We start from the raw sequence: 20111 nt of genomic DNA, 5'->3' as shown, positions 1-20111 counted from the left end.
GCGCAATGGCTCGCCGCAAACGGACTCCGTCGTCGGCAAGGACGGAGCTTGGTGATCTGGACGTCGCAGCCTGCGAGCGGGCTCGCGTCAGCCGTGATCGACGGTTCGATGGTCGGTTCTTCTCAGGTGTCAGGACAACGCGCATTTACTGCCGGCCGGTCTGTCCGGTTCGCCCCGCGAAGGCGGAGAACGTGTCCTTTTATCCATCTGCAGCGGCGGCGGAGCGTGCCGGATTTCGGCCGTGCCTGCGGTGCCGGCCGGAGACGGCGCCATTCTCTCCGGCATGGAAGGGCTCATTGGCGACGGTCGAACGCGCGATGCGACTGATCGCCAGGGGCGCACTCGATCGGGCGACTGTTGAAGCGCTCGCGGCCCGCGTTGGCGTAGGGGCGCGGCATCTATCTCGATTGTTCGACAAGCATCTCGGCGCGAGCCCCGGTCAGGTTGCCAAGACGGCACGGGTACAGCGGGCGAAGCGACTTTTAGATGATACCAAACTGCCGATGACCGAGATTGCGTCGCTGGCTGGCTTTCGCAGCCTGCGCCGCTTCAATGCGGTCTTTGCGGAGGTCTACAAGCGTCCTCCGAGTGAAATTCGGCGGAGGCAGCGGAACGTCTAGAAACTTCGGGGCCGATGCGGCATGGTCGCACTTCGCACAGAACCGATCGCCGCCGCCGGCACGTTCGAGACTTTCCAAAAACAAACGCGCGCCGGATGGGCGCGCGCTGACATAGCTCCGAGATAGCTTGAATCAATTACAGGCGAACCTCTTGACCGAATGCTTGGTCACGAAGCCGTAACCGCAGGTGTCACAGGTCCAGAGATAGCTGATCACGTTGTCCTGCAGGTAGGCGGAGGCTTCCGCGGCCACCATCGTGTCGGCACACACGGGGCAGGTCGGCAAATCACAGCCACGCGGATCGGGCCTGGACGCTAGGGTCGACAGGATTTCAGCAATAGCTGGCATCGTGACCTCCGTGCGATCTGAACCTCAGGCCCAGCTCCCAACCAAAGTATAAGCAGAAATCTTTGACGATGTCGCAACACAAATGCGTTGATTTCACGATATTTAGCGAAGTTCTTGTTTTGCAATGCAGCGAATTGTTCGTTCCGGCAATTCCGGCTTGCGCATCGACGTGGCCGCCTCCTAAGTAGGAGAGCGCTTTTTCCCCGCACATGATCGCTTTGGGAGTGTCGAGATGGATGCGTCGTCAGCCGCGAGTGCAGTGCAACGTCCGGGGCGGGGACGGGTCTTCGACTCCATCGTCGATGCGATCGGTGACACGCCAATCGTTCGTCTGCGCAAATTGCCGGAGGCGCATGGCGTTAGCGCAACCATCCTGGCCAAGCTGGAATATTTCAATCCCGCCGCGAGCGTCAAAGACCGCATTGGCGCGGCGATGGTGATCGCGATGGAAAAGGCCGGCGTGATCAACGCCGACACCGTGCTGATCGAGCCGACCTCGGGCAATACCGGCATTGCGCTGGCGTTCGTCGCCGCTTCACGCGGCTACCGGCTGAAGCTTGTGATGCCGGAATCGATGTCGATCGAGCGGCGCAAGATGCTGGCGTTCCTCGGCGCCGAGATCATCCTCACGCCCGCCGCGCAAGGCATGAAGGGCTCGATCGCAACCGCCGAGGAACTGGTGCGGAGTACGCCCAACGCCGTGATGCCGCAACAGTTCAAGAACCTCGCCAACCCCGAAATTCATCGCCGCACCACGGCGGAAGAGATCTGGAACGACACCGGCGGCAACATCGATTTCTTCGTTGCCGGCGTCGGCACCGGCGGCACCATCACCGGCGTCGGACAGGTGCTGAAACCGCGCAAGCCGTCGTTGCGGATCGTTGCCGTCGAGCCGGAGGAAAGCCCGGTACTGGGCGGCGGGCAACATACGCCGCACAAGATCCAGGGCATCGGCGCCGGCTTCATTCCGGACATTCTGGATCGTTCCGTGATCGACGAGATCGTCAGGGTCAACGGCCCGGCGGCGATCGAGATGTCGCGCGCGCTGGCGCGCATGGAGGGCATTCCAGGCGGCATCTCCTCGGGCGCTGCGATCGCGGCGGCGCTTGCGATCGGCAAGCGTCCCGAGAACGACGGCAAGACCATTCTGGCTGTCGTGCCGTCATTCTCCGAACGATATTTGTCGACGGCCTTGTTTGAAGGAATTTAGCGATGGCGGACCAGCCGCGGCGGCCGAGAACCCTGAACGATGCGCGCACCGAAGCCGAGGCCGCGTTCAAGCGCGCGACCGCGAAGGTGGCGCAGGCACCCGCCAAACAAGCCACCGTTCCCGGCGTGCGCGAGCAGATCACGCTGCGGATCGATCAGGACGTGCTGGAATGGTTTCAGGAGGGTGGTCCGGGTTGGCAGGATCGCATCAACGAGGCGCTGCGAAAGGCTGCGGGCAAGTAGGAACGCCACTGTCTGCACTGATTTTGGGGCGTGTACGTAAGCTCGGATGTCGGATCTTGCGGGCTAGGCGGAAATATTTTGCTCGATGCGAGCCTTTTCGGTCTTGACCCTGGGCGGACGATGCCAGCCCGTCCGCCAGGACTGTTTGCGGGACTAAACGGAAGGAACCAGAGCACGATTGGCGTTGTCCCAGCGCCAAAGTCGATCGTTGGTCAATCTCGTGCCTCCCCACCACCGATCGATTGTGCAGTGCTGGGCAAAATCCGCCTGTCGCTTCAACAGTGTTCGTCCGAGTTCCGACAACGATAGCCTGCTCCCTTTGTAGCGCTCGAAGCGCTCGCAATCGTCGTGCAGGGCCAGGTTGAAAGGACCATCCTCGTCGAGGCCAACAATTGCGGGTGTTTCGCAATGGGCGAGCCCGTGGAGCCTCGTCCCGACTTCCCAGTAATCGAGAACGCTTACGGGATTATCGCGGCGTACTCAGCGATGGCGCGCATCGGCGCGATGGGACCGGTTGAGATGATTTCGAGCAGTCTCGTTTCTGCAGCCGTGAGCGCCGTGTCGGTAGCTGGCAATTCCTCCAACAACTGGTCGACCGTGGGCCGCAGATGAGGCAGGGCCTGGAGATCTTCGCGCAGCAGGGCGAACCACGCCTTGGGGCTAGGATGTTGAAAAGCCTGCAATGCGACCCTCGCGGTCTGCAACTGGATATCGGAGATATTCTCGGCCCGCAGTCGAAGTGCCGAGACGCTTTCCGGTATTTGGCTGCGGATCAAAAAATCAGGACTTCTTAGCGACAACTTCGGAATGAGGCTCGGATAGGCCCTGAGCCAATCAAGCAGTTGGACAAGCTGAAGTTGAGAATTGGGATCATGGTCAGCCCAAATCTCGACGCGGTCGAAGTCGCTCATGACGCGGATCATGTCGCGCCATTCATCGCAGAGCCGGTCTGGGCCGTCTGTGTCCCAGCGCTGGATCGCGGCGCCACCAAGCCTCGCCCGCTCGGCAAAGAAAGCCTCGGGTTCCGAAACGGCCGGGACCGGCCCAGTGACGAGCCTGTACGAAAATCCGATCACACGGTCGGCAATTCCAGACGCAGCGAGGCATCCCGCACCCGAGTCGTCCGGCGTCAGGATCAGGGTGCTCATAGTTGCCATTCGACTCTTACCGATGTGATTGCAGGCATAGCGAAGCGCAAAATAAAAGGCCCGGGATCATCCCCGGGCCTTTTGTGGATCTGTTTGCCGTTAGCGCAGCATGCCGCCGACGACGCCGCCGATGAAGCGGCCGGCACCGGCCGGATCGGGGCCGGGAGCAGGAGCGCTGTACTGACGCTGCGGAGGGGGCTGGTGCGGTTGAGGCTGCGCCTGAACGGTGCTGGGGGCGCGGCGCTTGGGGGCGGGACGCTCCTCATCGGAACTGGCGGTCGGTGCGGCCGCCACGATCTCCGTCAGCAGCGCCTTGTGCTGCAGCTTGTTGAGGTAGCCGCTCTTCGGATAGCCGCGCGCCGCTTGCCAGCGCGTGATCACGGCGCGGGTCGGGGCGTCGAACTGGCCGGTGACCTTGGTATCGAAACCGAGCCCGTTGAGGCGGCGCTGCACGTCGCGGCGCTGGCCTTTATCGAGGCCGATCTGGTCCTCGGTGGTCTGGCTTGCTTCTTCCTTGAAGGTCGCGGGATCGATGCCGGTGCTCAAGTTGCGGGTTGCATCCTTTGCACCGCTCTCCAGCGACGCAATCCGCGACAGCGCCAGTGACCGGAACTGACCGTTAGGATAGTTGGTCAGATACGCGTTGAACTCTTCCGGCTTGTTGGAATCCTTGATCGAGCGCCAGAACTCCAGTTCGACGTCAGAGCCCGGCTTTGGACCCGACGCCGGCGCTGCAGCCGCCACGGCGCCGGGCGCGGGCGCGCCGTTCAGGTAGACCGCGCCGATCAGGTTGGTGTGACCCCAAGGGAGCTGACCCTTGTTGGTCTCTTCGTTGACCTGGGCGCGGACCTTGGTCATCGCTTGCTGGATCTCGACGCCGGGCTGGGTGAGGTTGGCGAGCAGGGCGCGCGTGAACGGGCTGTTGCCGCCTTCCTGGCCATCGAGCGCAGTCTGGCCCGGGCCGGTCGCAAACGCGATCAGCGTGCCTTCGCCGGACTTCATTTCGGCGAGACCGGTCTGCACGTTGACGCTGCGGGTGGCGGAGTTCGACTTGATCTTGGCTGCGAACGGGTTGTCGCGGCAAGCGTCGAGGAACACCAGCTTGACCTTGGCATCGCCCATGGTCTGCTCGAGGGTGAGGTCGATATTGATCGCGGCGCCAAGCTTGACGTCCATTTCGGATTTGATGTCGGCGTCGATCGGCAACAGATAGTTGGTGCCGGAGATGGCAATGCCATGGCCGGCATAGAAGAACAGCGCGACGTCGGCGCCTTGCGCCTTCTTCCCGAAGTCGAGCAGACGTTCGGTCATCTTGTCGCGCGTGAGGTTGGACCCTTCGACCACCTCGAATCCGACATTGCGCAGCGCGGCGGCCATCGCCTTTGCGTCAACGGAAGGATTCGGAAGCGGAGCAACGTTCTTGTAGGTGCCGTTGCCGACGACGAAAGCGACGCGCTTTTCGGCTTGAGCGGTTCCGGCCGCAAAGACCATGCATATGACGGACAAAATGAGCGTTGGGTAACGCATATGAAATCCCCCTGCAGAATCAACAAAGGCTTTGGCTGTAACGCTGGCTGGACATTACAAATATCGCCCGCTTCGCACCACAAAAAAGCAGCCGAACGGCCAAATCCGGAGCCATCCGTTACCGTCGCGACACGCGCCGTAGCGTGATCTAGATCACAGCCCGGGAAATAAACTTCAGCCTTGCACGCGCGCAGGCGAAGGATTCGGTCTCAGGTTCAACAGATTGCCGGTGAGGATCAGCGCCGCGCCGAGCACGGTGAATGCATCCAGCCGTTCCGAATAGATCAGCCAGCCCGCGGCGGCGCTCAACGGAACCCGCAGAAAATCCATCGGGATCACCACGGTGGCATCCGCGTGCAGCATCGCGCGCGCCATGCAGTAGTGGGAAAACGTGCCGCAAAACGCGATCACCACCACCCAGCCCCAGAGATGGGCTGGCGGCCACGTCCAGACGTAGAGTGCGGGTAGAAGACCAGCCGCGGACTGTATCACCAGCATCCAGAACATGATCGAGAGCGTCTGCTCGGTCCGGGTAAGCGACTTCACCATCGCTACCGAAACGCCGAATCCGACCGCGGCCGCCAGGGCGATTAACTGCCCCGGATTGATCTCGCTGGCAGCGGGGCGAACGATGACCACGACGCCGATGAGGCCGAGCACGATCGCCGTAATCTTCCAGGGTGTCATGCGCTCGCCCAGAAACGTAGCGGCCAGGATCGCGGTCCAGATCGGCATGGTGAATTCGATCGCCACCACCTGACCGATCGGGATCAGCGTGAGCGCAAAGAACCAGCCGAGCTGCGCGCCGTAGTGAATGAGGTTGCGCGCAACGTGCTGCGGCAACCGCGCCGTCTTCATCATGGCAAATCCGCCACTGGCGCGGATCAGAGGGTACAGCATCAGAAAGCCGAGGATCGAACGCATCTCCATGAGCTGGAACACGTTGATCTCGCGCGCCGCCTCGCGTCCGGCGATCGCGATGATCAGCATCAGGGTCAGCCAGCCGGCCATCCACAGCGCGGCCAGGGTTTTGGATTGTGTGCGGTCCATTCGCGGGGAGATTGTTGAGGGCAGGCCGGTATCGGCGAGCGGGCCACAATTTGCAACGCGCAAATGCGTGGGGGCAGCGATGCACGCCTTCGAAATTTCACTGTGGGAGCGGCTGCCGGTTCAGTGCTAAGAGCGGCGGTCTCAGGAGGACTTACGCATGCGCATCTTGCAACCGGCCGAATGGTCGAAACCCCGCGGCTTCTCGCATGGTGTCGAGGTCGACGCTTCAGGCAAATGGATCGTGTTGGCCGGCCAGACCGGCGGCGACGAGAAGGGCGATTATGCCCCCGACATGGCCGCGCAGGTAGGCACGGCACTCAAGCGCATCGTCAAGCTGCTTGGCGAAGCAGGCGCCGGCCCCGAGCACATCGTTCGCTTGACCTGGTACCTGACCAGCCGCAGCGAATACGAGGCCGCAGGTCCCGGCATCGGTGCGGCCTGGAAGGAAACACTCGGGCGCAATTTCCCGCCGTCGACGCTGCTCTACATCGACGGGTTGGTCGATGTCAGGGCCAAGGTCGAAATCGAAGTCACCGCCTTCGTGCCCAAGGCGTAACCGGACATCACAACCACCGGACGGGCGCTGTCCGTTTCATCAGGCGCGCCGGCAAAGACAAAAGGATACCGTGAGCCAATGACCACTACTCGATCGACCTCTGCAGATTTCGTGACCGCCTTCGCAACCGGCTGGCCCGAGCACCAGCCCGACATCATGGTGCTGTCGTTGACCACGCACCGCGGCGTGCAGGATTTTGCGTTCAACAAGCAGCAGGCCTTGCTGATCGCCAAGACGATCAAGGAGACCGCGGCGAAACTCGAGAAGCCGAAGACGAGCTAAGGGTTGAACGAGATCCACACTTGTCGTCGCCCGCGAAGGCGCGAAGGCGGGCGATCCAGTACGCCGCGGCCCATCCCTTCAAGCCGTGACGTCTCTGGAATACTGGATCGCCCGCGAAGGCTTTTCGCGGGCGATGACGGTTTAGGGCGGGATTGGTCTACTTCGACAGCGAGATATTGGCAGCGCGGAACACGCTGTCGGCCCTCAGGGCGATCTGCTGCTTGTTGCCGGAGGTCTTCAGCGAGATGTTGGCGGCGAATCCGGCCGCCTGGGCGATCACCTGGAAACTGCCGCCAGCCCCGCGGCCCTGGATGGTGCCGCCGATGTTCCGGCTGGTTTCGCTCCAGGTGCCACTGACTTCGCCTCCGGCTGAGACCACCGCCGCTTGCAGGTTGAACCTGTAGGCGTCGCTGGCGCAGGTGAGGGCCATTTCCATGCTGGCCCCGATCACCTTGTAGGTGGACCGGCAGCGGATCCGCTCACTTGAACCGTCATCCAGCGTCACTGTGCCGGGACCGGACCATGTGCCGGCCATGCCGGCGAACGTGCTGGACTGGGCGTGGCTCGTAGTGGTGGTGGCAAAGGCCGTCATAAAAAAAGCGACGGCTGCGAATGTCAGCCGCCGCGCTTTGGCAGAAGATTCAAAGGTCTGGCTTGCCTTACTGACGGGACGCTTCCCATCGACCGCTACATGCGACACCCGCTGAAGCCCCATTCCATTTCCCCGATCCGGAGTTGCCACTGAGTTGACCGTTCGCATATGCACCATTGATCGAGACTCGTACAAGTCCCCCGCTGCCGACGCTGCCGGAAACCGGACCGCCCGAAATCTTGCCGCCGGTGACATTCACGGTCGACGTAGTCTGCGCATCGCAATTGCCCGTTTTTGTGACAACGGTGACCTGCCAAAGACCGTCGTAGGGGTTCTGGGCGGAGGCGGGAGCGCTGGCAAAGGTGGCGGCGGAAGCAAGCAACGAAACAAACAACAGGTTGTGAATGCGGTTGGAGCGCATGGGTCAAGTCCCCGAAATGTGTGTGATGGCACACCTTATCTGGTCACAATGTGTTCAAACTTGGGTGCGCCGCAGCACTGTGGAAAGTTCCCGCGATCTCAAACACATCAAGGTGAATCTGGTTCCGGCGGAGGAACGGAAAAATTCGCAGTTTCGTCGTGATTGCGGCAAATTGCGGGGATTTGCGGTATGATGGTAGAGGTTACTGCTTGGCGTCGGTCAGGCTCGGTGCCTTGGTGGCAAATTCCTCATCCTGGGGCGTGGCCGGCAGGCTGCCGTGGGCTTTGGCGTGGTAAATGACATCGGCCAACAGTTTCTGGCCGAGCGGCGCCAGCGCGCGCTCCCAGAGCTCTCGGGCGGTTTCCCCTTTTTTGACGAACACCCATTCCTGCGCGGCGATCGCACCGGCATCCATCCGATCAGCGAGATGGTAGATGGTACCGCCAGTGATCGGATCGCCTTCCTTGATGGTCCATTCGACTGCGGCGATGCCGCGATGCCGGGGCAGCAGCGAGGGGTGATAGCCAATGCCGCCGAGTTTGGCTGTGGCCAGTGCCTCCCTGGTGACGCGGGCATGGCTGTGTGCAGTGACGATCAGGTCGGTTGCTGGTGCGATTTCCGAAGCGATCACGCGCTTCGGATCGGCCTGCACCACGACGTCAACCCTGGCGACCCGCGCCGCGGCGGCAAGCCGGTCCTCGCCGTCGTGAACGACGACGCGAACGATATCGACCCCATGTTGGCGTAGGGTATTGAATGTTGTCACGCCAAAATGGCGGGAACCGACCAGGGTAATCCGCATATGTTCTGTCCGTCGTTAATCAGGCCGGTATGCCGATAGCACACGATGCCGGCCTGTTTCGATGCTCGCCAACAGGGGCGCGGGTTATCAACAGGCGGGCCGGAACAGCAGAGGCGGACCGGCGGGGCCTAATCCTGTTCCGTCACCATGACAGGATTCGCAGGTCTGGCCTGGAATAGGGCGAGGCCGGTGATCGGACCGGCTCGGGCTGTTGTTCATCAGCCACCCTTTGCAGGCACGCCCGCAAGTCGGCGCTGCACTGCTTCATCTGGTTGCGAAGCTCGCGCCGGGCGAAGGTGGTGAGGGTGGGATCGCCAAGCTGCTGCCAGGCAGCGCGCAGCCATTGCTGCAGGGCGCGGATATCGGAATCGAGCACTTCGGGCTGGTTCATGCCGCCGGAATCTCAAAACGTGATCGCGCCTTGATTAGGACTGATTCTCCCGCCGACGCCTACTCCGTAACAGGACGGGCGGCACGAAAATGGGCTCGCCTGGAAGCTGAGGAACGCGCGCCCTATATGTTCGTTGAGTGGGAGCCTCCTGGAGAGACCTAGATGTCCCGCAATCCGGCGCTTGTTCTCTTCGTGGCGCTCAGCCTGACCGTTCCCGTAAAGGCATTCGCACAACTGACGCCGCCCGCCGGCTCGGCTGGCGCCGGCAATTCGCCGATATCGGGCGTGCCGTTCGGACCGGCCAACCCCAGGGCGCTCTCCGATCCCAGCGGCATCGGCAATGCCGCGAACGTGCCACCGCTCCGCCCCAACCCCCCGCCGCCGGCCGTCTCCTACGGCTCAGTCGAAGCGCCGCGCGCACGTGTCGTAACGCCGCCATATCCAAGCGCCTCGCAGCGGATCATCAGTGCGCGCAAGGCCCCGCGTAAGGCGCCGGTTCGGCCACGGGGGCGGCCGGAGGTGAGTAGGTTCACCGGGATCTGCCGCGGGTGCTAGCAATCAAATTGCGATCCATCCTGCGGGAAGCGAAGCGCGCCGGAAGACTGACATTTCCGTGCCCGGCCACAGCTAGGAACAAATTTTCTCTTGCCGGATTTGTCCAACGTCAAGCGCTCAGTGGTCGTGCGTGCTGGTCCCTCCATGTGCCGACTCCGAGTATCGTGCAACGCAATATTGCCCTTCGGCAGGGATGGCGGGAATGAACATCCAGCGACGGACGGCCAAGACTTTCTCCCAGCCAGGCCGGTCCGCCTTCCTGGACGTGCCTCATCTGCCTCGCGATGAATGGCGGCCGGCGCACGAAGACCGGCTGGCTGTCGCCTACGAATATGTCGGCTTCGGCATCGTCGAGATCGATGAGGCTGGACGGATGCTGCGCGTCAACCAGAAGGCCTGCGATCTGGTGGGACGAGAAGCGGCCGACTTGCTCGGCCGTTCCATCTTTGACGAGACCTCGCCACAGGACGTCGCGCAGGATCTCGCGCAGTTCAGACGACAGATCGCGGGCGAAATCGATCGCTACACCGTCGAAACGCGTCTCGCGCGCAAGGACGGGTCATACGTCTGGGCGGAGGTCACATCCTCAAGCGTTTGCGATGCGTCGGGAAATTTCCTCTACGCGGTGCGCGCTCAGCATGACATCAGCGCCCGCAAGCAAGCCGAACAGGCGCGGTGCGCCGCCGAAGACCGTGCGCAGCAACTCGCGTCGATCGTGGAATCCTCCGACGACGCGATCATCAGCAAGGATCTCGACGGGATCATCAGGACTTGGAATTCGGGCGCCGAGCGGCTGTTCGGCTATACCGCCGGCGAGGTCCTCGGCGATCCCGTGACGATTCTTTTTCCGCCAGGACGCGAAAACGAGGAGCCCGGGATCCTCGCGCGCATACGGCGAGGCGAGCGCATCCACCATTACGAAACGGTTCGCCGGCGGAAGGACGGGAGCCTTGTGGACATCTCGCTGACCGTCTCGCCCGTGCGCGACCGCGCCGGAACTATCGTCGGCGCGTCGAAGATCGCCCGCGACATCACCGATCGCAAGCAAGCCGAACGCAAGCTGCGGGAGAGCGAGCAGCGTCTTTCGGAATTGCTCGGGGCGATTCCCGCTGCGGTCTACACGACCGACGCGCAAGGGAAAATTACCTATTTCAATCCGGCCGCAGTCGAGTTCTCGGGGCGGACGCCGGCGCTCGGCAGCGACGAATGGTGTGTCACATGGAAGCTGTTCAACCCCGACGGCACGCCGCTTCCGCACGACGAGTGCCCGATGGCGGTTGCGCTGAAGGAAGGACGCGCCGTGCGCGGCGCCGAAGCAGTTGCAGAACGGCCGGACGGGACGCGGGTGCCGTTCATTCCGTTCCCGACGCCGCTGCGGGACACTTCCGGCCAGATCACCGGCGCCATCAACATGCTGGTTGATATCAGCGAGCGACGGCAAGCGGAAACCCAGCAACGGCTTTTGCTCGATGAACTCAATCATCGCACCAAGAACAACATGCAGATGCTGCAGTCGCTGCTTTTCTCCGCGGCGAGGACCGCACCCAGCGAGGAGGCACGCAAAGTCCTGAAAGAAGCTAGCGCACGGATCGCGGCCATGGCTGCGGCGCAGCGTGTGCTGTACGGCCGAAGCGATGCCACCTGCTTCGCTGCGGAGGAATTTCTGCCGGCGGTTTGTCAAACCATTCGGCAGTTGCTGCCGCTGGATGCACGAATTGAGTGTGGCGCGGCGCGCGGCGCGCTTTCCAACGACATAGCGATGCCGCTGGCATTGATATTGAACGAACTGCTGACAAACGCCGTGAAGCACGGCATCAGGGACTATGCGAGGCAGGCCGTTCGCGTCAGCCTGACCAGACAGGACGAACGGCTGGCGCTCTGTGTCGAGGACGACGGCGAGGGGTTCGACCTGGAGGCAGTGCGCAAGACCTCGTCCGGGCTCCGGCTCGTACTCGGCCTCGCACGCCAGCTCCATGGAACGCTTCACATCACGAAAAATCCATCGCGGGCGTGCCTGGATTTCCCCGCCGCTAAAATCTAAAGCGGTGACCGATGAGGCATCCGCAAAGCGCGGGTCATTTTGCGTTGCCATCCGAACCGGATCGGAACTTGTTACCACCTGCCGAACAGACCCAGCGCTTAGAAGACACGCAGGGCCCGCCCAGGGTTCTTGTCGTCGAGGATGATTTCCTGATCGCCTTGCAGACCGAAGTTGCGCTGACGGCTGCCGGCTTTGAAGTTGTCGGTCCGGCCACGACCGCCGAGGAAGCCGTCGCGCTCGCCAGCGAGGCCCAACCGACGCTTGCCGTGATGGATATTCGCCTGGCCAGCACCCGCGACGGTATCGACGCCGCACGACAACTCTATCAGGACTTCGCCATTCGGTGCATCTTTGCGACCGCTCACGACGATGTGTACACGCGCGGGCGCGCCGAGCCCTACGCCCCGCTCGGATGGCTGCCGAAGCCGTACACCATGGCGTCGCTGGTATCGGTGGTCGTCGAGGCTCTCGCGCAGTTGCGCCGGCCGTAGCGGAGGCGTCGCGCCCGACTGGTTTGGCTAAAGCCGCGCTCGGAACTCACCGGTCCGGCGGCCGCGGACCTCCATCGGACAGGACATCGATAAGGGCAGCAGACGTTCAACAAACGTTGCCGCGGCGCCTGACGACGTCTTGTTTCTCCGCTCGCGCGCTAGTCGGTGCGGTAGGCATCCAGCGCGTGGGCGGCGAAGATCCCGATGCTAATCAGGGCGAGGATCGCTGAGAGCTCGATCATTGTTCGGCCTCCCGCCTATCCATTGCAGCGAGGAGCCTGTCGCGTGACCGGTTCCAGATGAGGTTGAAAAAGAATTGCACGGTGGCGTTCCCTGTTTTCGTTAATAACAAGGTATGCAGCCGTTTGTTTCAGGCAGCGGTCGAGCAATCTTCGAATTTGACGTTTGGCGAGGAACAGCGGGGCTAAATGGCAAAGGGGAGGGCGGCGGCCCCCCGCGGTGTGCTGTTTGGTCATACTATTGCGCGTCCGCGGTCGCTCTAGGTGAGCTCAAGCAAAAGCAGCGCAATAGTCGATTTAAGATTTTCACGGCGCGTGGTCAAAGCTCTCACCGTCATCGGAAATGCAAAGTGATGAGGATCTCTCGTCGGACTTTTCTGTAGTTCAGCCTCAATGCTTTGATCAAGCAAGCGGAGGGCGTTCTTGATATCGATTAGCATTGCTTCGGTCTGTTGACGCCTCCGCCTCCGCGCGTCGTCCGTTGCGAGCCGCTTGCGCTCTGCCATGGCCTGTCCCTTGGCCTGAGCGCGAACAAGATGTCGTAGATCCGCTGTCTCGAATTGGGGCTGGTTCATTTGTTTGCTCCGCAATGGCACATCGCTGGCAGCGACACTTGGTAATGCTGTGCAGAGAGCAAGGAGCTTGCCAGAAACAAGACGACCGCCGGGAGGGTGTCCGCATTAGAGGTGCTCCCGGGCAGGCTCAGTCCGGATGCCCGAGCTGAGCAACGGCCCCATAGAATCCGGGGCGTTAACTTTTTCTTAAGGATTCGGTTGAGATAGTTCAGAGTTTAAGAAATTGCGAATCATCGGGCTGGAGATTTGCCATGCTCACGACGGTTCTCTTGATGGCTTTGACCGCGCTGGCCGCTTGCACGGCTATTCTTGTCCGCTTCGAATTGCTAGCCCGAAAGCGAAGAGCGTCATAACTATTTCGGGCGGCAAGCCAACGCCGGCGAGGGTAGCGCAGCCGGACATCGGGCGCCAAACGGCTGCATAGAGCTACAGGTCGAAGACCACGCCAAGTCTGTACTCCTTGCGCCACACAACGCGACAAGGCAGCTTTAGCTTGTCATCCGGCAAGATCAATGTGAACTCATTGGGAATGCGGATCAGCTCGGAAAAGTCTAGCGCCGCGCCCGTGCTGGATATGTCACGAACGATGCAAGGATACTTGTCGCCGCCGTAATCGATCTTGGCAGGCTTCATCACGCGAACACGTGGAGCAATCCGAGTTTCCACCATCGCAATAACCCACTTTGAAATACAGCCTTTGTAGCACTGAATTCTTAAAGCGGTCCAAAGAAGGAACCCGGTTTCAGGCACATCGTGCTTTCTCAAATAGCGGCGCCCATCCGAGCTCCGCTTGCCGCACGACCTGACAGCCGCACTTGATTCCGCTGGCGATCGGCGTCGAGGACAGTCGAATGGCTACCGTGATAACCGCCGCAGAACACGACGGCACCGAAGACGCCGGATTCGCGCATCTCTCCAAAGGTAATTTTCTGCGGGCGCTGCATCGCGCCCAATTCTGCCAAGAATCGAAATCAGCCTGAATAAGCCATTTTGGGGAGTGCCCTTTTGGGGAGTGCCCTGGCGTGGCATGGCTCTGCGCATGTCGTCCGGCAACGTCGTGCGCAGAGCCTTCCGGTTCAGGCTGGCGGGCGTGTTCTTTGTCGGCGGCCGTACAGACGACGGTCCGATGGCGGACTATTTTGAACGTTCCCCCCGGCAATGCTCCCAAAGCCCCCGCCGGGGGGCCTCTGCGGCCCCGGTGCGTTGCGTATTGCCGGGGCCGCTAACCGGTCGATTCAACGCGGTATGCACATCATGGATTGCCGACTCCATCGGTAATATGGGCCGCAAGGCGGAGATGGCTGGGATGTGGCCGGGCACACGTTCCGGACCGGCAAACCTTGCTGCCATCCATCGCGGACACAGGCCCCTTCAGACGTGCTGCTGCACCCGACTCCACATCTGCCCGCGGCCAAAGCTGGTTCGGCAAGAGCAAAAGCTGCAAAGAAGGCCCCTAAGCAAGCAAAGCGGATCATCATGGCGGCTCCTCGCTGTCTTGATTGCATGGGTTAAATTGGCGCCGTGAATACCGTTCCTTTGCCCATGCTCGGATCCAAGCTGCCGCCGGTCACGCTGGCGGGCCATTTTCGTTCAGTGTAGGGACAGAAGCATGAAAGCAATTGCACTGGCGGCCATCCTGCTCACCGCTTCACTTGCGCCGGAAATCATACGCAGTACGGCTCAGCAAGTCGCGAGCTGGCAGATGTCGCACTTCCATGAAGTACCCCAGGCGCCTGAAACTGATTGGACGCGTGCCGCCTTCTATATCGGTCTCGCAAGATGGGCCGCCACACCAGGTCAGATGAAACACTTCGACGCGATCCGAGAGCTTGGAGAACGCACCGGTTGGCAGATCGGCAACAGCGACTGGGCGCCCCCGATCTACTTTGCCGACGATCACGCCATCGGGCAGGTCTACATAGCCGCCTACGATCATTTCGGCGATGAACGCATGATCGAGCCGACAGTGCAGCGGCTAGAGTATATCTTGCAGCACCCACCGCTGGTTCCGCTCGAATTCGACAATGCGAAGTGCCTACAGCGATGGTGTTGGTCCGACGCCATCTTCATGGGGCCGGCGACATGGTTCGGCATTGCACGCATCAAAAAGGACCAGCGCTTCCGAGACTATGCCGACAAGGAATTCTGGGCCACGAAAGACTTCCTGTTTGATAGCGAAGAGCACCTGTTCTACCGCGATAGCCGCTTCATCGGGAAAACTGGTGCGCATGGCGAAAAGATATTGTGGGGCCGTGGTAACGGCTGGGTGCTCGCTGGGCTTGTCAATATCCTACGCGAGCTGCGCTCCGGCGACCCGCTGCACGAGAAATACGTCAACCTGTTCGTCGAGATCGCCGATCGGGTAGCGAGCCTCCAGCGCCCGGATGGCTTCTGGTCCACGTCGCTGCTCGCTCCGCCCGATGTAGGCACCCCAGAATCCAGTTGCACTGGTCTCCTGACCTACGGCCTGGCCGCCGGGGTGCGGATGGGACTTCTCGACGCAAAGCGGTTTAGTCCTGTGATTGAACGAGGTTGGCGGGCTCTGGCATCGGCGACGGTTAACGGCCGGCTCGGCCGCGTGCAGCAGATCGGCGACAAGCCGGACGCCGTTCAGATCACAGACACCCAGCTCTACGGGTCTGGCGCTCTCTTGTTGGCTGCATCTGAACTCGTCCATTAACACAACAGTTCGCGCGGACTAGTTGCGGTCGCGGCATTGCCGCATCTACGGTGCGAAGGACTGCATTCGCCATGTGGCTTTCAATGTATCCGGGCACCTCCGGTGACAAGGATCGCCATTACTATCGCCTTAGGAGACCTGATTTGAACTTCGGAACAAAGTTCCCTTCAGGAGTGTTATCCCGATGCCAAGGACAACACTCGAGGTGCGCTGGGGGTTCGTTCCCGATCAAGCGATTTAGCTGGGTGTCGCCTGATGTGATGCAGGCGGCGGTGTCGGCCGATGGCAGAACCGTCTGCGCCTCGATCCGCCGCGTGAAACTCCTCGTGCAGTCGCTCGATCGGATTGGTGGTAGTGGCGATGTGGCGACTCCGCCGCGCGAATTCCCACCACATTTCCAGGCGGCACCAGTGCCGTTGTCATGCAACCGGTTAAGGACAATGCATGGCGCTTGAACAGGTGGATGGCGACGGCTCTGGGTTTGCGAGGCCGAAACTCGGCCTCGCATTTGCTGCTCGCCATGCCGAGACGTTTCTCGTGCTCCTTGTGCTGAGCGTGGCCTTGGTCATCGGGCTTGCGACCGCCGCGGATTACGGGCTGTCGACCGACGAATTCAACACCGACGATTACGGCCCCAAGGCGCTTGCCTGGTACACGAGCGGCTTTGCGGACCGATCTCAGTTCGAGACGGTCGAAGAGTATCTGTGGATGTATGGACCGTGGTTTCAGATGCTCGTCGCGGCCGTGCAGTCGCTTGACCTCGCGAGCCCGATCACGGTCCGGCACGCCATGACCTTCCTGTTTGGCCTCGCTGGGCTCGCCGCCGTCGTGCCGATGGCACGGCTCACGGTCGGGCATTGGGCTGGGTTGACGGCGCTAACCCTGTGCTTGCTGACCGGCTACCTGTACGGCAACCTGTTCTTTGCCCCCATCGACGTGCCGTTCCTGTTCGCCATGAGCTGGTCGACGCTCGCGATCGTCCTGATGGTGCGGCAGGAGGTGCCGAGCTGGCGTCTGACCCTTGCGACCGGCCTTGCCACTGGCCTTGCCATCGCGACGCGCACCGGCGGGGTGATCACGCACGCCTACCTCGTCGGCGGCATGAGCCTGTGCGCGCTCGAGGCGCTGCTGCGCCATGGCCGCGCGGGCTATGGCCAATTGCGCCAGATCGCCTTGCATACGCTGCTCGCCATCCTCGTCGCCTGGCTGACGGCGATCGCGCTCTGGCCGTGGTTGCAGATTGGACATCCGCTCACACAATTCCTCGAGGCCTATCGGCACTTTGCTCCGCTCGACACCTCGTTCGAATTCCAGAACTGGGGCCAGCGCACGTTCACCGATAAGCTGCCCGCCTGGTACATCCCCGGACAGCTTCTGGCGCGTTTGCCCGAGGGTTTTTTGGCGCTGCTGTTGCTCGGCATGGCGGTCTGGATCAGTGCTGCAGGGTCGTGGACGGGCGCCGCCCTCGGCGCCCTGCGTCGGTCCGGCGTCGTGGGATTGCGACCGGTCGCGGCCGAGCTCGCAGGATCGCGCGCGGTGCTGGTCGTCAGCGTGGCGGCGTTCGGGCCCATCGGGGTGCTCATCCTGCAGGGCTCGACGCTCTATGACGGTGTCCGCCACATATTGTTCGTGATCCCAATGCTCGCCATCGTGGCCGCGCGCGGGCTGACGAGCCTTTTGCCCTTCTTGCGACGCCGCCCGATTGTGCCCGCGGCCCTCGGGGTCGCGCACACGGCCGTCATCGTGGTGACGCTCGTCATCCTGCATCCGCTCGAATATATCGCGATGAACAGTGTGGCAGGCGGCGTCGCCGGCGCTTACGGCCGATTCGACCTCGACTATTGGGGCATGGCGGCTCCCGAGGCGCTGCGCCGCCTCGAGGGTCGAATTGACGCCGAAGGCCGGTTCGCGGGCGATCCACCGCGCGTGCTGGTCTGCCTGGGCTGGCGCGAGCAACTGGCCGGCGTGATGTTCCGTCGCAACTGGATTGCCGAAACCGATCTGCACAAGGCGGACTACCTGATCGCCACCGAGCGCTGGCCTTGTGCCGACGGCACGTCGGCCGTACTGGTTGATGAGGTCACACGATTTGGCCGCCCGTTCGCCCGGATCTACGCCAATCGCGGGCTCGGCGAGTGACGCCAACTCCGGGCGTGACTTGACAATGGGATCTATTTCTTCGCCTGCAATTCGATCGGGGGCGCCTCGGCCTTTCGGCCCAACATGACCGGCCGCCGTTTTCGCGGCGGGCCTGCCTCACGCCGGCTCTCCTTGGCGCGATTGATCGCGACGGCGCGCGCCAGACGCGTGATCATATCGAGCTGGAGCCGCAACTTGAGATGCAAGTTGAGCATGATGAGCAGGCTGATCACGACCCAGGTGTAGACGATGAGGTCGGAGCCGCGGCCGATTCCCACGAAGGCCGCAAGCGCGGTGGCATGCTCCGGCACCCAGACGAAGTAGAGGCCGGCGAGCGCGGCGCCGCTCGCGAGCGGGCCGATGATCGGCACTGTCCGATGCTCCGACCAGGCGTAGACCAGAACCAACGCCAGAAAGGCGGTCAACAATAGCTGCGCGATCATCGGTAGAGCCTCCGCGCAAACAGATCGATCAGGATGGCCAGCGCATCGGTGATGCGTTGACCCTTGGCCAGCGAATAGGCGCTGTACTCGATGTTCACCGGCACCTCGACAAAGCGCAGGCGGCTCTGCGCGATCTGGTGCAGGATCTCGGACGCGTGCGCCATTCGGTTCTGTCGCAAGGAGATCGCGCGGGCGCCGCGCGCGGTCATCGCCCGTAGGCCGTTGTGGGTATCGGTGACCGGCAGTCCGGTGCTCGCGCGCGTGAACCAAAGCGCGGTGCTGAGCAGGATACGGCGCGACACCGGCAGATTTGCCGTCGCGCCGGCGAGAAAGCGGCTGCCGAGCGCGAAATCGATGCCGGGCTGCTCGATCGCCGCGAGCAGCGCCGCGATGGCCACGGGGGAATGCTGGCCGTCGGCGTCGAACGTGACGAGCGCATCCGCACGCTGCTCGAGGGCGTAGTCGATACCGGTCTGCAGCGCGGCGCCCTGTCCGAGGTTGACCGGATGCCGGACGACGACCGCGCCTGCGAGCAACGCGACGTCGCCGGTCCGGTCACTGGAGCCATCATCGACCACGACGACCGCGTATCCGGCGCGGCGAATACCGGACACGACGCTGCCAACCACCGGCGCTTCATTGTACGCCGCAACAACGACCCAGGGATTGCGAATCCGGCCGGTCATGGTGGCGCCTTGCTCAAGACCACGCGCATCGCGTCAAACAGGTTCACCGGAATGGCGAACCGGTTGCCGGTCGGGCTGGCCGCGAACTTGCGACCGAGCATGCGACCGACCTGGAAGGCGATCAGCGAGAACGGCACGAATTTCCAGGGGTAATCGGAACTCTCGACGCGAAGGCCGACCGAATGGGCCAGAGACGCGATGCTGGCGCGATTGAAGAACCACAGGTGCTGGGGAGGCGTCATCAGGCGCCAGTGCGCGCCGGTCGACCGCGCCGCCAAGGAACCGAAGTCTCCGGTCGTCAGCACGATGATTCCGTCCGGCCGGAGATGGTCCGCGAGTAGGGCGAGGGCTTCCTGCGGATCGGGCAGATGCTCAATGACGTCGAGGAGGACGATAACATCCAGGGTGCCAAGCGACTCGAGAGTCGCTTCGTTCAGCAGGCCGCAGATGACGTTCAAGCCGAGATCGCCAGCATGGGCAGCAGCCTGGCCCGCCGGCTCGATGCCGCGCACCTCAAATCCCGCGCGGCGAGCTTCATCGAGAAAGAAGCCGTAGGCGCAACCGATCTCGAGCAGGCGGCCCCGTGGCTTGCGGTGCTGGATGAACTCGACCGTGCGGGCGAACTCGCGCCGTAGCACGGGTTCGGCGCCGCGATAATCGGCGTAGCCGTCGGACTGACGGCCGGAAAAGTAGCCGTCGTCATAATAGGCGAGGGGATCGAAGCTCGATGCCTCGGTGCGTCCCAGTCCACAGTCCCGACATTGAAAGATGTCGCAACCGTTCTTGACGTAAAGAAACCGATGTGGCGTCGCCCGACTGCACGCGGGACACTTAAGCGTAAACGCAGCGCGGTCGTTTCGCATCAGCACATGCGTCCCCAACGACGTTTCTCCAGCGCGAAAAAAACGCCTCCGATGCCGAACTGTTCCGCTTGGCGAACAGCCACGGGGTCGCAGGTTGCTTTCCTGTGTCTGGACTTCGAATATTGACCCTTTCGGCGTCCGACCGTGACCCTGGTCAGAGTCTTATTTCGACAATGCTTCAGATGGTTAGGTGCAACGCGCAGGGGTCAA

General features: G+C 62.3%; 24 protein-coding genes. 11 read left to right on the top strand and 13 right to left on the bottom strand.

Features of this window, described 5'->3' with window-relative positions:
- Window positions 1-5 precede the first annotated feature (5 nt).
- Window positions 6-620 (top strand): bifunctional transcriptional activator/DNA repair enzyme AdaA, encoded by a 615-nt coding sequence (locus tag V1273_RS18705; protein ID WP_334410516.1) that lies wholly within the window; start codon window positions 6-8, stop codon window positions 618-620.
- Between the two features lie 132 nt (window positions 621-752).
- Here the strand turns inward: V1273_RS18705 and V1273_RS18700 are convergent, their stop codons facing one another.
- Window positions 753-968, bottom strand: a complete 216-nt coding sequence (locus V1273_RS18700; RefSeq protein WP_057845369.1) for a hypothetical protein — start codon at window positions 966-968, stop codon at window positions 753-755.
- A 232-nt stretch (window positions 969-1200) separates the two neighbouring features.
- Here V1273_RS18700 and cysK point away from each other — a divergent pair, with 232 nt between their 5' ends.
- Both cysK and V1273_RS18690 read left to right on the top strand, forming a co-directional pair.
- Complete coding sequence (gene cysK, locus V1273_RS18695) at window positions 1201-2178, top strand: cysteine synthase A (protein ID WP_334410515.1); 978 nt, start codon at window positions 1201-1203, stop codon at window positions 2176-2178.
- Window positions 2179-2180: 2 nt separating this feature from the next.
- Entirely contained in the window at window positions 2181-2420 is a 240-nt protein-coding gene (locus tag V1273_RS18690) for a BrnA antitoxin family protein (RefSeq protein WP_334382148.1), read from the top strand.
- Window positions 2421-2878: 458 nt separating this feature from the next.
- On the opposite strand, the gene V1273_RS18685 is transcribed toward V1273_RS18690, so the two are convergent.
- From V1273_RS18685 to V1273_RS18675, 3 genes are all read right to left on the bottom strand, one after another.
- Window positions 2879-3568, bottom strand: a complete 690-nt coding sequence (locus V1273_RS18685; RefSeq protein ID WP_334410514.1) for a hypothetical protein — start codon at window positions 3566-3568, stop codon at window positions 2879-2881.
- Window positions 3569-3667: 99 nt separating this feature from the next.
- Window positions 3668-5095, bottom strand: a complete 1428-nt coding sequence (locus V1273_RS18680) for a caspase family protein (RefSeq protein ID WP_334362790.1) — start codon at window positions 5093-5095, stop codon at window positions 3668-3670.
- Between the two features lie 174 nt (window positions 5096-5269).
- Window positions 5270-6145 (bottom strand): DMT family transporter, encoded by an 876-nt coding sequence (locus V1273_RS18675; RefSeq protein WP_334362789.1) that lies wholly within the window; start codon window positions 6143-6145, stop codon window positions 5270-5272.
- 157 nt (window positions 6146-6302) lie between these two features.
- Here V1273_RS18675 and V1273_RS18670 point away from each other — a divergent pair, with 157 nt between their 5' ends.
- Window positions 6303-6701, top strand: a complete 399-nt coding sequence (locus V1273_RS18670) for a RidA family protein (protein WP_065729279.1) — start codon at window positions 6303-6305, stop codon at window positions 6699-6701.
- 78 nt (window positions 6702-6779) lie between these two features.
- Window positions 6780-6983 (top strand): hypothetical protein, encoded by a 204-nt coding sequence (locus V1273_RS18665; RefSeq protein WP_334382150.1) that lies wholly within the window; start codon window positions 6780-6782, stop codon window positions 6981-6983.
- Window positions 6984-7140: 157 nt separating this feature from the next.
- Here V1273_RS18665 and V1273_RS18660 read toward each other — a convergent pair whose 3' ends face one another.
- The 4 genes from V1273_RS18660 to V1273_RS18645 form a co-directional block, all read right to left on the bottom strand.
- Entirely contained in the window at window positions 7141-7575 is a 435-nt protein-coding gene (locus tag V1273_RS18660; RefSeq protein ID WP_334382151.1) for a hypothetical protein, read from the bottom strand.
- Between the two features lie 67 nt (window positions 7576-7642).
- Window positions 7643-7996: a hypothetical protein gene (locus V1273_RS18655; RefSeq protein WP_083754438.1), complete on the bottom strand. Its 354-nt coding sequence runs from the start codon at window positions 7994-7996 to the stop codon at window positions 7643-7645.
- Window positions 7997-8198: 202 nt separating this feature from the next.
- Window positions 8199-8798, bottom strand: a complete 600-nt coding sequence (locus tag V1273_RS18650; RefSeq protein ID WP_334410513.1) for a formyltransferase family protein — start codon at window positions 8796-8798, stop codon at window positions 8199-8201.
- 142 nt (window positions 8799-8940) lie between these two features.
- Window positions 8941-9189, bottom strand: coding sequence for a hypothetical protein (locus V1273_RS18645; RefSeq protein ID WP_334382153.1), 249 nt, complete (start codon window positions 9187-9189; stop codon window positions 8941-8943).
- A gap of 162 nt (window positions 9190-9351) precedes the next feature.
- On the opposite strand from V1273_RS18645, the gene V1273_RS18640 reads away from it, so the two are divergent.
- The 3 genes from V1273_RS18640 (at window position 9352) to V1273_RS18630 (ending at window position 12276) form a co-directional block, all read left to right on the top strand.
- Window positions 9352-9744: a hypothetical protein gene (locus V1273_RS18640; protein ID WP_334362784.1), complete on the top strand. Its 393-nt coding sequence runs from the start codon at window positions 9352-9354 to the stop codon at window positions 9742-9744.
- A 202-nt stretch (window positions 9745-9946) separates the two neighbouring features.
- Window positions 9947-11785: a PAS domain S-box protein gene (locus tag V1273_RS18635; protein ID WP_334410512.1), complete on the top strand. Its 1839-nt coding sequence runs from the start codon at window positions 9947-9949 to the stop codon at window positions 11783-11785.
- Window positions 11786-11853: 68 nt separating this feature from the next.
- On the top strand, window positions 11854-12276 hold the full coding sequence (locus V1273_RS18630; RefSeq protein ID WP_334382155.1) for a response regulator: 423 nt from the start codon (window positions 11854-11856) through the stop codon (window positions 12274-12276).
- Window positions 12277-12775: 499 nt separating this feature from the next.
- Here the strand turns inward: V1273_RS18630 and V1273_RS18625 are convergent, their stop codons facing one another.
- Window positions 12776-13090, bottom strand: coding sequence for a hypothetical protein (locus V1273_RS18625; protein WP_334362781.1), 315 nt, complete (start codon window positions 13088-13090; stop codon window positions 12776-12778).
- Between the two features lie 426 nt (window positions 13091-13516).
- The gene (locus tag V1273_RS18620) at window positions 13517-13855 is read right to left on the bottom strand and encodes a PilZ domain-containing protein (protein WP_334362780.1); all 339 of its coding nucleotides are present in this window, start codon (window positions 13853-13855) and stop codon (window positions 13517-13519) included.
- Between the two features lie 50 nt (window positions 13856-13905).
- On the opposite strand from V1273_RS18620, the gene V1273_RS18615 reads away from it, so the two are divergent.
- The 3 genes from V1273_RS18615 to V1273_RS18605 all read left to right on the top strand — a co-directional run bounded on the left by V1273_RS18615 (window position 13906) and on the right by V1273_RS18605 (window position 17909).
- Window positions 13906-14070, top strand: coding sequence for a hypothetical protein (locus tag V1273_RS18615; RefSeq protein ID WP_334362779.1), 165 nt, complete (start codon window positions 13906-13908; stop codon window positions 14068-14070).
- A 629-nt stretch (window positions 14071-14699) separates the two neighbouring features.
- Window positions 14700-15770 carry a glycoside hydrolase family 88/105 protein gene (locus V1273_RS18610; protein WP_334382156.1) on the top strand — a complete coding sequence of 357 codons (1071 nt, stop codon included), beginning with the start codon at window positions 14700-14702 and terminating at the stop codon, window positions 15768-15770.
- Between the two features lie 444 nt (window positions 15771-16214).
- Window positions 16215-17909, top strand: coding sequence for a hypothetical protein (locus V1273_RS18605; RefSeq protein ID WP_334410511.1), 1695 nt, complete (start codon window positions 16215-16217; stop codon window positions 17907-17909).
- A 32-nt stretch (window positions 17910-17941) separates the two neighbouring features.
- On the opposite strand, the gene V1273_RS18600 is transcribed toward V1273_RS18605, so the two are convergent.
- From V1273_RS18600 to V1273_RS18590, 3 genes are read right to left on the bottom strand one after another with little or no spacing between them, the layout of a single operon-like run.
- Window positions 17942-18352, bottom strand: a complete 411-nt coding sequence (locus V1273_RS18600) for a DUF2304 domain-containing protein (protein WP_334382158.1) — start codon at window positions 18350-18352, stop codon at window positions 17942-17944.
- Entirely contained in the window at window positions 18349-19038 is a 690-nt protein-coding gene (locus tag V1273_RS18595; RefSeq protein WP_334382159.1) for a glycosyltransferase family 2 protein, read from the bottom strand. The genes V1273_RS18600 and V1273_RS18595 overlap by 4 nt, the downstream gene beginning before the upstream one ends.
- Complete coding sequence (locus V1273_RS18590) at window positions 19035-19919, bottom strand: class I SAM-dependent methyltransferase (RefSeq protein WP_334410510.1); 885 nt, start codon at window positions 19917-19919, stop codon at window positions 19035-19037. Before V1273_RS18590 ends, V1273_RS18595 begins: the two co-directional genes overlap by 4 nt.
- Window positions 19920-20111 lie beyond the last annotated feature (192 nt).

It is taken from the genome of Bradyrhizobium sp. AZCC 1721 (genome assembly GCF_036924715.1).
In the GTDB taxonomy this organism is placed as follows: domain Bacteria; phylum Pseudomonadota; class Alphaproteobacteria; order Rhizobiales; family Xanthobacteraceae; genus Bradyrhizobium.
This window is presented reverse-complemented; position numbering and strand designations above follow the sequence as displayed.